Source organism: Niabella aurantiaca DSM 17617 (genome assembly GCF_000374125.1).
GTDB classification, from domain to species: Bacteria; Bacteroidota; Bacteroidia; order Chitinophagales; family Chitinophagaceae; genus Niabella; species Niabella aurantiaca.
Genome location: NZ_KB893626.1, coordinates 396595 through 408803, shown reverse-complemented (window position 1 = coordinate 408803; position 12209 = coordinate 396595). Strand labels below are relative to the sequence as shown.

At 49.5% G+C, this 12209-nt stretch carries 11 protein-coding genes; 8 read left to right on the top strand and 3 right to left on the bottom strand.

Annotated features, from left to right (window positions below; translation table 11 throughout):
- The first annotated feature begins 104 nt into the window (after positions 1–104).
- From B160_RS0106720 to B160_RS0106705, 3 genes are all read left to right on the top strand, one after another.
- Positions 105–1340 carry an MFS transporter gene (locus tag B160_RS0106720; RefSeq protein WP_018627126.1) on the top strand — a complete coding sequence of 412 codons (1236 nt, stop codon included), beginning with the start codon at positions 105–107 and terminating at the stop codon, positions 1338–1340.
- Positions 1341–1722: 382 nt separating this feature from the next.
- Positions 1723–2121 carry a GreA/GreB family elongation factor gene (locus B160_RS0106710; protein ID WP_018627124.1) on the top strand — a complete coding sequence of 133 codons (399 nt, stop codon included), beginning with the start codon at positions 1723–1725 and terminating at the stop codon, positions 2119–2121.
- 153 nt (positions 2122–2274) lie between these two features.
- On the top strand, positions 2275–2877 hold the full coding sequence (locus B160_RS0106705) for a 3-keto-disaccharide hydrolase (RefSeq protein ID WP_018627123.1): 603 nt from the start codon (positions 2275–2277) through the stop codon (positions 2875–2877).
- A gap of 93 nt (positions 2878–2970) precedes the next feature.
- Here the strand turns inward: B160_RS0106705 and bshA are convergent, their stop codons facing one another.
- On the bottom strand, positions 2971–4098 hold the full coding sequence (gene bshA, locus B160_RS0106700; RefSeq protein ID WP_018627122.1) for an N-acetyl-alpha-D-glucosaminyl L-malate synthase BshA: 1128 nt from the start codon (positions 4096–4098) through the stop codon (positions 2971–2973).
- A gap of 109 nt (positions 4099–4207) precedes the next feature.
- On the opposite strand from bshA, the gene B160_RS0106695 reads away from it, so the two are divergent.
- The 4 genes from B160_RS0106695 to B160_RS0106680 all read left to right on the top strand — a co-directional run bounded on the left by B160_RS0106695 (position 4208) and on the right by B160_RS0106680 (position 9479).
- Positions 4208–5602: a M20/M25/M40 family metallo-hydrolase gene (locus tag B160_RS0106695; protein WP_026309597.1), complete on the top strand. Its 1395-nt coding sequence runs from the start codon at positions 4208–4210 to the stop codon at positions 5600–5602.
- Positions 5603–5649: 47 nt separating this feature from the next.
- Positions 5650–6594 (top strand): sugar phosphate isomerase/epimerase family protein, encoded by a 945-nt coding sequence (locus B160_RS0106690; protein ID WP_018627120.1) that lies wholly within the window; start codon positions 5650–5652, stop codon positions 6592–6594.
- A 27-nt stretch (positions 6595–6621) separates the two neighbouring features.
- Entirely contained in the window at positions 6622–7116 is a 495-nt protein-coding gene (locus tag B160_RS0106685) for a GNAT family N-acetyltransferase (protein ID WP_018627119.1), read from the top strand.
- 371 nt (positions 7117–7487) lie between these two features.
- Positions 7488–9479 (top strand): tetratricopeptide repeat-containing sensor histidine kinase, encoded by a 1992-nt coding sequence (locus tag B160_RS0106680; protein ID WP_018627118.1) that lies wholly within the window; start codon positions 7488–7490, stop codon positions 9477–9479.
- A 41-nt stretch (positions 9480–9520) separates the two neighbouring features.
- Here B160_RS0106680 and B160_RS0106675 read toward each other — a convergent pair whose 3' ends face one another.
- Both B160_RS0106675 and B160_RS0106670 read right to left on the bottom strand, forming a co-directional pair.
- A complete protein-coding gene (locus B160_RS0106675) occupies positions 9521–9895 on the bottom strand; it encodes a chorismate mutase (RefSeq protein ID WP_083927673.1) in 375 nt (124 codons plus the stop codon).
- Positions 9896–10058: 163 nt separating this feature from the next.
- Positions 10059–11594, bottom strand: coding sequence for a choice-of-anchor I family protein (locus B160_RS0106670; RefSeq protein WP_018627116.1), 1536 nt, complete (start codon positions 11592–11594; stop codon positions 10059–10061).
- A 206-nt stretch (positions 11595–11800) separates the two neighbouring features.
- On the opposite strand from B160_RS0106670, the gene B160_RS0106665 reads away from it, so the two are divergent.
- On the top strand, positions 11801–12163 hold the full coding sequence (locus B160_RS0106665; RefSeq protein WP_018627115.1) for a DUF1304 domain-containing protein: 363 nt from the start codon (positions 11801–11803) through the stop codon (positions 12161–12163).
- Positions 12164–12209: the final 46 nt, after the last annotated feature.

Sequence of the window (12209 nt, the reverse complement as noted above, 5' to 3'; positions counted from 1 at the left end):
GTCCGGTCAGCCTCGGTTCTTCGGAACATGCTGTTCCGAAGGGAATAACTTCAGTACCTTTGCAAATCCGTTACGGATACCAATGACCTATTTATTGAACAAAAATGGCACAAACAGATCTTACAGGCAGCAGGACCGGGCAAACCGTCTTTCCCATACTTATTGCATTGAGCATTGCTCACTTATTAAATGACACCATCCAGTCACTGATCCCTGCTATTTATCCGATCATCAAAACAAATTACAACTTAAGCTTTTCGCAGATCGGACTCATCACCCTCGCCTTTCAGCTGGCTGCCTCGCTACTGCAACCCTTTGTAGGCATGTACACGGATCGTAAACCCAAACCCTACTCCCTGGCAACAGGCATGGGCTTTACCTTGCTGGGGCTGATCCTGCTGGCCAACTCGTCCCAATTCTTTATGATGGTGATTTCCGTATGCCTGATCGGGGTCGGTTCTTCCATTTTTCATCCGGAAGCTTCGCGTATGGCACATACGGCTTCCGGCGGACGCAAAGGGCTTGCCCAATCGGTATTTCAGCTGGGTGGCAATTTTGGCAGCTCTTTAGGTCCGTTGCTGGCAGCCTGGATCATTGTGCCGCATGGACAATTCAGCATTATCTGGTTTTCGGTAATGGCCCTGTTTGCCATCGTTATCCTTTCCTATATCGGTAACTGGTATAAGCGCGTAATGCTGGCGCACCGGAAAAAAAGAGCAGCATCCCCCATCCCGGTTCCGGCACTTTCCAAAAGAAAAGTGGCCCTGGCCGTTACGGTATTGCTGACCCTTATTTTTTCCAAGTATTTTTACATGGCCAGTCTTACCAATTATTTTACCTTTTACCTGATCCATAAATTTCATGTAACGGTACCGGCTTCGCAGATCTATTTATTTGTGTTCCTTTTTTCAATCGCCGCCGGCACCCTTATCGGGGGGCCTGTTGGCGACCGCATCGGCCGCAAATACGTGATCTGGGTTTCCATTTTAGGCGTAGCGCCGTTCTCCCTGCTGCTTCCCCATGTAAACCTCTTCTGGACGGTGGTATTGGTCATACCGATCGGTGTGATCCTGGCATCGGCATTTTCCGCCATCCTTGTCTATGCACAGGAACTCATACCGGGAAAAGTGGGGCTGATATCCGGGCTGTTCTTCGGTTTTGCCTTTGGTATGGCAGGAATCGGATCTGCACTGCTGGGCAACCTGGCAGACGCCACCAGCGTTGAGTACGTATTTTACCTTTGCTCTTTTTTGCCGTTGATCGGTCTTTTAACGGGCTTTTTGCCGGACATCGAGGGAAAAAGGAAGAGGAAAGCTCCAACAGAGGTGCAGCAACACTGAGGCCGGTTATGATTGGTGGCAACCGAAAACATTATTTCACGAAATGCCGGGCCCGAAAGCGGGTAATGCGATGAGAAACAACTCAAACCTGTGTGTTAGTGCTTCAGTGGCCTCTTACGCATTTTGAGCCGCTGATGCGCCGACAAAATACAGCATAAACAAGCCACAGAAGGGCTGAAGCACTGAAAAATCTGTGTTTCGTGTTTTAGTGGCCTTGCCCCGTCCAATTTGGCCGGCTGCCCGCTTTTTGATACCTTTGCCCCAATGCATCTGTATTTCATACATACAAAGGCCTATCTCTTACGGCCCGCTGGTCAGCTTCAATAACAGCTTTCCGGTTATCCTATCTGCATTATTTTTTCTAATCATTTATTTCTTTATTATGAGTACGAACAGTAACCCGGTCATTCTTTGTGAATCCGATTATAAAAAACTTACAGCAATTATCGTTCTGGACAAAAAAACAGAAGAAAAAGACAATACGCTTGCCTACGAGCTCAGCAGGGCAACCATTGTAAAAGATGAGGACTTCCCGGACAACACCATCCGCATCGGTTCCAGCGTAACCATATTGGATGTGGAGGCTCAAAAAGAAAAAGCGTTCCGGATCGTTATGCCCGGGGAAGCAGATATCCAGGCAAAGAAAATATCCATCCTTACCCCGATGGCCGCCGCAATCATTGGTTTCCGGAACGGAGACGAAGTTTCCTGGAAAATGCCTTCCGGGCTCAAAAAATTAAAAATTGTGGGCGTTAACAACGGAGAACCGGTAAAAGCCTGATGTTTCTGCAGAAATTGGCCGGCTGATCACGTAAAACAGGAAGCACCCGTAATGCAGCCCGGCAATAAAAACACCGCGTCTTTCAAGGTTCCTTTCATTATTTCTTTTATTTTAGATGTTTCGATCGCTTCTAAAATTTAAAACTTCTTAAACATGAAAAAAGGCTTTTTATTATTCCTTTTCTGTGCAGCGCTCTTTGCAGCAAATGCGCAAAAGAAAAAGGCGGCATCCCTGTTCAACGGTAAAGATCTTACCGGCTGGAAGATACACGGCACCGAAAAATGGTACGTAGAAAAAGGAGAGCTGATTTGCGAAAGCGGACCCGATAAGCAATACGGGTACCTTTCAACAGATAAAGCGTACAAGAATTTTGACCTTACCCTCCAGTTCAAACAGGAGGCCAACGGGAACAGCGGCGTCTTTTTCCGTTCGGGGATCGAAGGCGTAAAGATCAGCGGCTGGCAGGTGGAAGTAGCGCCCATGAATCACAATACCGGCGGCATCTATGAATCTTATGGCCGTGGCTGGCTGATCAAACCCAAGCCTGAGGATGAAAAACGATTGAAAGAAGGCCAGTGGAACACTATGCGCATTAAGGTAGTGGGCGACGAGGTAACCACCTGGCTCAACGGCCACCAGATGGTATATCTGAAAGATGAAAAGATCGGAAAGGGCCAGGGCTTCATCGCCCTTCAGATCCATGATGGCGGTGGCATTAAGGTAAGATGGAAGAATTTTAAGATAAAGGAGCTGTAAGCATGTAGCTTTCAGCCTTCAGATGTCAGCCTTCAGATGTCAGCCTTCAGCTATCAGCAATGCTGCTAAAAGCTGAAGGCTGATTGCTTTCCGCTAACAGTCCTTACAAAACCGGCGGTAAATCGCCTCGTATTCCGGAATAATCGCATCGATATTGAACTGTTGTGCATGCGCAAGGGCATTTTCCTTAAACTGCTCCAGCACCGCATCGTCCTTTAAAATCAGGAGCGCTTTTTCGCTCATCGTAGCCACATCGCCCACTTCGGCCAGGAAACCCGTAACCCCCTCCACATTTACTTCTCCCAGTCCTCCTGCATTGGTAGAGATGACCGGGACCCTTGAAGCCATCGCCTCCAGCGCCGCCAATCCAAAGCTCTCATACTCCGAGGTCAGCAGGAACAGGTCGGCCACGGCAAAGATCTCCTCCATCTGCTCCTGTTTTCCCACAAATACCAGTTGATCAAAGATCCCCAATTCCCTGCCCTGCTCCTCTGCCGTCTGGCGTTCCGGGCCATCTCCTACCAGCAACAGCTTCGAAGGCAGGGTCTTCTGCACTTCATAAAATACTTTGACTACATCCTGTACCCGTTTTATCTTGCGGAAATTAGAGGCATGCAGCAGGATCCGTTCCCCGTTGGGGGCCAGCACTTTTTTAAACGCATCCAGCGGCCGGTGGTTGAACCGTTTTACATCGATAAAATTGTACACCACCTCAATCTCCTTGCGGATGTCGAAGTTTTTATAGGTCTCCTCCCGGAGGTTGGTAGATACCGCAGTGATCACATCACTCTGGTTAATGGAGAATGCCACCACCGGCGCGTAGGTCTTATCACGCCCCACCAGGGTAATATCCGTTCCATGCAAGGTGGTGATCACGGGGATATGCTTTCCTTCCTTCTCCAGGATCTTCTTGGCCATATAAGCCGCTGACGCATGCGGAATAGCGTAATGCACATGCAGCAGGTCCAGGTTATAATTTTTGATCACGTCCACCATCGTACTTGCCAGCGCCGTTTCGTAGGGTGGAAAGTCAAACAAAGGATACGTGGGTACCTGCACCTCATGGTAATAAATATTGGGAATAAACCCGTTCAACCGCACGGGTTGCTGATAGGTGATAAAATGCACAAAATGCCCTTTCTCGGCAAGCGCCTTTCCTAATTCTGTTGCCAGTACACCGCTCCCGCCATAGGTAGGATAACAAACGATTCCGATTCGCATACCCAAAGATATGTTTTGCTTTTATAATTACCGGTCCATTTCTTATTACAACAACTTTCAGGACCGGATCATTGGTAAAATTTTACCTTTACAGAAAACAAATAACAGCATGGGTAAAAAATTGTTTTTGATCGCAGGCATCTTTTTTTCGTTAGCCCCGCCCGCACAAACAAAAGATGAAACATTTATCCGCAGGATCGCAGACGAAATACTGGTAAACAGCAAAGCATACGACAACCTGAGAACACTGACCAAAACCATTGGTGGCCGGCTGGCTGGTTCTCCCCAGATGTACCAGGCGGAAGAGTGGGGATACCAGTTGCTAAAAGAAAGCGGCAGTGAACATACCTTTAAACAGGAATGCATGGTACCCCACTGGGTGCGGGGAGGCAAAGACGAGGCCTGGGCCTTTCCGCGTGCAGTGCCCCTGCGAAAAACGGCGGAAAAGATCAAAAGGCCACTGGATATAACGGCCCTCGGCAATACGGAAGGTACCGGACCCGGGGGCATTACGGCCCCGGTAGTGCTCATTAACTCCTTTGAGGAGCTGGAAACAAAAAAAGACCAGCTGAAAGGAAAGATCGTTTTTTACAACTATCATTTCAATCCCCGGTTCATAAGAACTTTTGAAGCCTACAGCGACGCTGTAAAATACCGCACACGCGGCACTTCGCTGGCCGCCAAATACGGGGCTCTGGCCAGTATGGTACGCAGCATGAGCCACAGTGTGGACAACAATCCGCATACCGGCGGTATGCGCTACGACACCGCTTATAAAAAAATACCGGCAGTAGCCGTCGGGCTGCGGGATGCAGATTGGCTGGCAGCGGAACTCAGCAAGGGCAGCCCCATATTCGTATCCCTCAAGACCATGGGACATTTTCTTCCGGATGCAAAGGGACATAATATTATTGGTGAACTGAAAGGAACTGAATTTCCCAATGAGATCATTACGATCGGCGGGCACCTGGACAGCTGGGATATTTGTGAGGGTGCGCACGATGACGGGGCCGGCATTACACAGACCATAGAAATACTACGGGCCTACAAAGCGCTGGGCTACAGGCCCAAACGTACCATTCGCTTTGTACTCTTTGCCAATGAAGAGAACGGGACCCGTGGAGCGGCCCAATACGCGGATGAAGCCGCAAAAAACCACGAAAAGCATTTGCTGGCGCTGGAGAGCGATGCCGGCGGATTTACACCACGAGGTTTTGGCGTTACCTGCAGCGATGCACAGTTTGAACAACTGAAAAGCTGGGCCCCGCTCCTGGAACCCTATGGTACCGGCCGGTTCACGCGCGGCGGCGGCGGTACCGATGTTCTGTTCATCCATGAAAAACTAAATGTGCCCATGGCGGAACTATTGCCGGACTCCCAGCGGTACTTCGATATTCATCATGCCCGCTCCGATGTTTTTGAGGCAGTGAACAAACGTGAGCTCGACCTGGGCGCCGTGAATATTGCCGCGCTCATCTATCTGGTAGACCAGCACGGATTTTGAGTATCCCTGCTTTAAACAGTTCGCATTTTTTCATCAAAACTTAATAAATGGATCGTAGAAAATTTTTAGGTGCGAGCGCTGTTGCCGGGCTGGCCGGTGTGCTTGCCCCGGCCGGCACTTTTGCCCAAAAGCCGGTTGGCCGTGAAAAGCGATACCAGGGAGGAGCCAGTCCCTGGCCGGTATGTTTGGATACTGCTACGATAAGGCCTGCCTCTTTGACCGATAAAATAAATATTGCGGCGAAAACCGGTTATGACGCCATTGAGCCCTGGGACGGAGAGCTGGAAGAGTATGTAAAGAAGGGGGGCAATCTAAAGGAGCTGGGAAAAAAGATCAAAGACCTCGGATTGTTTGTACCCAGTGTCATCGGGTTGTGGAATGCGCTGCCGCCCACAAGGGAGGCTTTTGATCGATCGCTGAAAGATACACGCAGGCGAATACAGATGGCAGCAGATATTGGAGCAGCACATATTCAAACCATTCCCAATACCGTGGGAGAACCGTTCGATCCCAAATGGGTGGCACAACGCTACAAAGAGCTCATTGAAATAGGTTTGAAAGATTACAATATTTCGCCCGCACTGGTATTTGTAAAGTACTTTCCTTTAAAAACATTGGGCCAGGCAATGGCCATCGCAATGGATGCCAACCATCCCAAAGCAATGGTCATACCGGATGTGTATCATATGCATATCAGCGAGGGCGGTTTTGAGGCATTGAAACTGGCGAATGGAAATGCATTTGCAATTTTTCAGTTCAACGATGCACCCGCTACGCCGGCGTTATCCATGCTGGAAGATCAGCATCGGGTTTACCCCGGAGATGGAATACTTCCGTTAGCGGATATTTTAAAAGATTTAAAAGCTTCCGGTTTTAAAAAATGTATTTCACTGGAAATGTACAATCCCGGATACTGGAAACAGGATCTCCAGGCCGTGGCAGCAACCGGGTTGCGGAAAACACTGGCGGTGATCCAAAAAGCCGGCGTATAATTAAAGCAATGGTATAAACTGAATGGGATGAGCAGTATAATGCTTACAGAAATAAAAGAGGCGGACCTCCCGGTTGTAAAAGAGATCTACGACTGGTACGTGCTCCACTCCACCGCCACCTTTCATACGGAGCCGGTGACGATCGATGAACTAAAGGAATTTATTTACATCGGCCATCCGCGGTTCAAATCCTGGATGGTCCTGGATGATGAAAAGCCGGCAGGTTATTGCTATCTGGCCAATTATAAAAAAAGGCAGGCCTATGATAAAACAGCCGAACTGACCATTTACCTGGCGCATGACTGTTATTCAAAAGGGATCGGGAAGATCGCCCTGGAACAATTGGAGGAACATGCCCGGAAAGCGGGGTTTAAAAACCTGCTGGCCATTATCTCCGGAGACAACGACCGGAGTATTCATTTTTTTGAGAAGAACGGGTATTTCAAATGTGCGCATTTTAAAAATGTGGGAGAAAAGTTTGGAAAAGTGCTGGACGTAGTAGGCTATCAGAAGGAAATTTGATACCCCTTTTCGTATCATTAAATCTTCATCGCCTATCAATCGCACCGTTTTACGAATGTTGATCCCATCGTCCTGTAGCGTGCACCTGCCAATTTTGCTCACGGGATGATGCCTCGCGGAATGGGTCATGGCAGGGCGCCCGGATCCGCGCGTCCGCGAATCAGTAAAATGTCAGGCCCCGCTTATAGCTGCAATATCGAAAAAGAACCTTAGTTTTACAGCAACCCCGATCGTGTTCAAGCCGGTACGACCTGTGATACACGCTATTGCAAAGAGCGGTCATTTCCGTTTGCTAAAAACACCCGTTGTTGCTATGGGCGCAGCCCCGGCGTTTACACATCAGGCGCTATTCAAAACCTTATCGGATCCGCATGTCTTTAAAATCTTTTCTTCTCATATTTGCGCTGTGGTGGTATGGCTCCCTGCATGCACAATATTACCTTTATTCACCGCGCTACATCGACAGCCTTCAGCAGCTGTTATCCCGGCCTGTAAGCGACAGCAGCAAAGCCCGGGTTCATTTTCAGCTGGCCACCTACTGGGTTTCCAAAGATACCCTTAAGGCCAGGGAGCACATCGCCCGGGGCAGGCAAGCTGCATCTTCCAGCCCCTTTCTGACCCAGGTGGGCAACGCAACAGAAGCCTACTACCTGTTTTACACCGGGGCAACCGACCAAAGCGAGGCCCTTTATAAAAAAGTAGAGGAAGGACTGGCCGCTTCACCGGTAAAGGAAGCCCTTTCCATACGTTCTGCGGCATGGAGCAGCAGGGCCGTTATGCGGCAAAAAGCCGATGACGACAAAGGGTATATCCGGCTCATGCTTTCAAAAGCCATTCCCCTGGCGAAACAGGCAAACGATTCGGCATCCGTGGCCACGCATTATGTAGGGGTTGGGGTGGCCTTTATGAACCTGGATCAAAATGAGAAGGCCGCTGCCTATTTTGACCAGGCCATTCCCATATTGCTTCGTCTGAAAGCAGAGAGTCGCCTGATCGCTGCCTACAAGCGCTCCGGCGAAAACTACGTGCTGTTAAAAAAATGGGATAACGTACGGGAAACATTAGCAGCGTTCAGGAAGATCCTTTTCAAATACCCCGAGTCCGACCAGTATGCCGGCTATTACATGATCGAAGGCCTGTACCTGAAAGGCCAAAAACAGTACAAAGAAGCCGTGCAAAGCTTTGATAAGGCGATCGAAAAGGCCAGCGGCCCCAACAAGGCTTATGTGATCGATGAACTGAATTTTTATAAGCTTGACTGTTTGCTGAAAACAAAAGAATACGGAAAAGCCTTAACCGTCTTAAAAGCCCTTTCCTCCGATCAGCGGAATATGGAAATGGACCAAAACCGGCTGGAGGTGTACCACAAATCTGCACAAGTCTATGCCGGTCTTAATGATTATGCAGCCGCCTACCGCTACCAGACACGATACGCCAACTTAAGCGACAGCCTGCATGAGAGCCGGTTCCGGAACGACATTAACGACATGGAAGCCCGGTATAAAACAGCCGAATCGGAAAAGCAGGTCGCTTCGCTGAAAGCCGCCAATGCGCAGGCTGCACTACAGGCCAACAAAAACCGGTTGTTCAACATCGTACTGGGCGGTGCCTGCCTGCTGCTGCTGGCTTTTGCCATTTTTTATTACTTCTATTACAGAAGCCACAAAAAACTGCTGAAGCAGGAGGCCGTTAATCACCGGCAACAATTAAAGGAACTGGCACAACAGCACCAACTGACCATTACCCGGTCCATCCTGGAGGGTGAAGAACGGGAACGGGAGCGCCTCGCAAGAGACCTGCACGACGGATTGGGAGGACTGCTCTCCGGCGTTAAAATGAACTTCTCTTCCTGGGCAAAGAGCAATCTTGCCCCTTCCGGCGACGGACCTTTCAATAAAATCATGGGACAGCTGGACCACTCGGTAGGGGAGCTCCGGCGCGTGGCGCGGAACCTGATGCCCCAGTCGCTGATCGAATTCGGGCTGGTTACCGCCCTTAAAGACCTCTGCGGTTTTTATATCAAAGAAGGATTCAGGATCGATTTCCAGCCGATCGGCATTGATCCGGGAATTGACCGGCTGAAACAGGTGCATATCTACCGCATCATCCAGGAGCTCCTGTCCAATACGATCAAGCATGCACAGGCAAGCGAGGTCCTTCTCCAGTGCAGTCAGAACGGAGGGCGGTTCTTTATTACCCTCGAAGACAACGGCGTTGGGTTTCTTCAGGAGGAGCATTCCCGGATAAAAGGTTCGGGAATAAAAAACATTAAGAACAGGGTCAACTATCTCGGCGGGCAGCTGGATATCCGGTCCGAACCCGGCAACGGAACGGTTGTCAGCATCGAATTAAACCTGGTGTAGCGGCTTCTTTTATACAGCAGAACCGGCTCCTTTCCACATCATTAGCGGGCGGTCTCTTTCTTTTCAGCCCGCAGCAATTCCTGCTGACGGATACTTTCCTTATGCACTTCATTGTACAATGCGCGCACAAATGCTTCTGAAAGCTGCAGGGCCCCGCCACGACGGATCGCAGCCTCCAGCACCTCTTCAAAACGTGCGGACTGGACCACCCCGATCTTATGCTCCAGCTTATAGATACCAATGGCACGTGCCGCCTTCATGCGTTGTCCCAGCAGATCAATCAGCTGATGATCCAGGGTGTCGATCTGCCTGCGATAGTAGCCGATCGTGTCGGTAGCCAACCGATCCTGCGCGTGAACTGGCCCTGTGTGAAGACAGAAGATCACACCCACACTACAAATTACTTTCTTAATCATAGAACGAATAGAGGGTCAAGATGATTAAAAGGAACACATCCTGCATTTATAGCGCTAAATACAGATGCATGCTGTCGTTGATCTAAAAATATAACGGTAAAAATAACTATTTATTTTTAGGCCGGGAAGTATGTCATCCGTATCTGCGATCGTACCCGCTTTATCAGCCGGCGGGACTAAACAATTTCACCACCCCGTCGTCTTCGCTGCTTACTACCAGCAATGATCTTTTTGTTGGACTGTCTTTTGCCGGAATGATCATGACACCCTCCGGGGCATCCCCGGTTTTCAGAAGCTGTAAAAATTTCGGCTGCTGTGGGTTGCGGATATCGTAAACGGCAACGGCATCCACCCGCTCCATTCCTACAAATGCAACAGGTGTAGTACCTATTTTTCCAATGGCCATACCTTCCGGCTCTATGGATTTATCATCGCTCCGTTTATCATCATACACACCGGCTTCCATCACTTTTTCATCCAGCTCCCGTTTGCTGTCATAAACCTGGGCACCCGTAATACCGTTCCACACACTGAAGGAGCGGGCCCCGAAAGAATACAGCTCGTCATAATCACCATCGCCATCCTTATCCCCCAGGAACTTTGTGATGTTCAGGCGGCCCAGTACCGCCTTTGCCTGAAGCGCATCCGCCCCCGGAAAGGCCGCGGCATCCAGCTGCACATCCTTGATTCGCACAGGTTCTTCAAAGTCGCCCCATTCACGGGCATCCCCTTCATTGGCAGTAAATAAATAAGGGATACCGCCTACCTCGGTTACAGCAATACCATCGGGCATATACACGCCTTTAACCGGCCAGTTCTTTAATTCCATCTTTCCATCCTCGTCACTTACATCTATTTCATTGCCCGTAACATTGTAATCCTTAAAGCCCAGTGGAAAAATGTCTGTTATGGTTTTGGAAGCGATATTCATCTTTGCTATGGCATTATTTTCCTGAAGGGTGATCCATGCCGTTTTTGAATCGGAGGAAACCGTTAAATACTCCGGTTCAATGTCCTTCACAAAATCATTGGTCTTGCCAAAGACCCGGAATCCTTTCGCTTCCAGGGCGGCCCGCTTATCCGCAAACGATGCAAAGTTCACGGTAGTTACGGCATAGTTTTCCTTAACGGCAATCACAGAGATACTGCCTTCCGGATCCACCGAATAGTCCTCCGTGGTGGGTTCCCCTTCATTGGCGGTAAGTATATACTGCCCGTCCGGTGTATAAGTGATCATATCCGGCAGGGCGCCTACGGTTATCGATTTTACTTCCTTATAATCTGAAGTATTGAATACCACTACTTTTCCATTATCTGTTTTTGTGGAGGCCTGTATCGCCCCGGCCACTTTACCGGCAAAAACGCTGAGGCTGTTTACCGCTCCGCCGTAGGGTGCCAGGCTGATAGAGTGGATCTTTTTTGGTTCAGCAGGATTACTGATATCAATCACGTCAATGACATTTGCAGCCGTTTCGTTCTCAACGCCGGCGCTGTTGTTCACCACAAACAGGCGCTTCGTTGCCGGATCATAAGCAGAGATCTCGGCCGCACCCGCATCTCCGATATCAAGCTGACCGACTTCTGCAAAGGTTGCAGGGTCTTCGTTGATGATCTCTTCGGGGACGACGTCGTTATTGTTACGGTCGCAACCGGCTATTACAAACAGAACAGCCAAAAGCAGTGTTATTTGATGCCTCATAATTGATACGATTTGCGCAAAAGTACCGGGGCGAGGTTACCGGACTGTAAAGCCAGGTTTACCAAAATGTTACGCCAAAAAAAACACCGCGCAGAATGGCCCTGTCCGGCGCGCCTCCGGTACGCAACAGGACCACGGGTTGCTGTTTATCTCTTGTTTGCTCCCGGCAATGATTGTTGTATCTTTAATCTGCTTAACAAATGCATATGACCATAATTGCAACGATCTTTATTGCGCTGATAGCCGTGGAGCACCTGGCCATTTTATACATCGAAATGTTTGCCTGGGAAACTACCGGAAAAAAAGTTTTCAGAACGCTCCCCGCCGGGCTCTTTAAACCTACCCGGTCGCTGGCGGCCAACCAGGGGCTATACAACGGGTTCCTGGCCGCCGGGTTGATCTGGAGCCTGCTCGTATCCGATCCTGTATGGCAGCGGAATATCGCGCTCTTCTTCCTGGGGTGCGTGATCTTGGCCGGCGTCTATGGCGCCCTCTCCGCCTCAAAAAAGATCTTTTTCATACAGGCCCTGCCGGCCATCCTTGCATTCGCTTTCGTTTGCATAGATTGATCCGGCCTGATCTTACCTTGAAGCGCCATCAACCAGTTACCTGGAA

Bases quoted from the DNA above. Each gene is read 5' to 3' on its own strand.
- B160_RS0106720 (WP_018627126.1), top strand. From the start codon at position 105: ATGGCACAAACAGATCTTACAGGCAGCAGGACCGGGCAAACCGTCTTT.
- B160_RS0106710 (WP_018627124.1), top strand. From the start codon at position 1,723: ATGAGTACGAACAGTAACCCGGTCATTCTTTGTGAATCCGATTATAAA.
- B160_RS0106675 (WP_083927673.1), bottom strand. From the start codon at position 9,895: ATGATTAAGAAAGTAATTTGTAGTGTGGGTGTGATCTTCTGTCTTCAC.
- B160_RS0106690 (WP_018627120.1), top strand. From the start codon at position 5,650: ATGGATCGTAGAAAATTTTTAGGTGCGAGCGCTGTTGCCGGGCTGGCC.
- B160_RS0106685 (WP_018627119.1), top strand. From the start codon at position 6,622: ATGAGCAGTATAATGCTTACAGAAATAAAAGAGGCGGACCTCCCGGTT.
- bshA (WP_018627122.1), bottom strand. From the start codon at position 4,098: ATGCGAATCGGAATCGTTTGTTATCCTACCTATGGCGGGAGCGGTGTA.
- B160_RS0106665 (WP_018627115.1), top strand. From the start codon at position 11,801: ATGACCATAATTGCAACGATCTTTATTGCGCTGATAGCCGTGGAGCAC.
- B160_RS0106695 (WP_026309597.1), top strand. From the start codon at position 4,208: ATGGGTAAAAAATTGTTTTTGATCGCAGGCATCTTTTTTTCGTTAGCC.
- B160_RS0106705 (WP_018627123.1), top strand. From the start codon at position 2,275: ATGAAAAAAGGCTTTTTATTATTCCTTTTCTGTGCAGCGCTCTTTGCA.
- B160_RS0106670 (WP_018627116.1), bottom strand. From the start codon at position 11,594: ATGAGGCATCAAATAACACTGCTTTTGGCTGTTCTGTTTGTAATAGCC.
- B160_RS0106680 (WP_018627118.1), top strand. From the start codon at position 7,488: ATGTCTTTAAAATCTTTTCTTCTCATATTTGCGCTGTGGTGGTATGGC.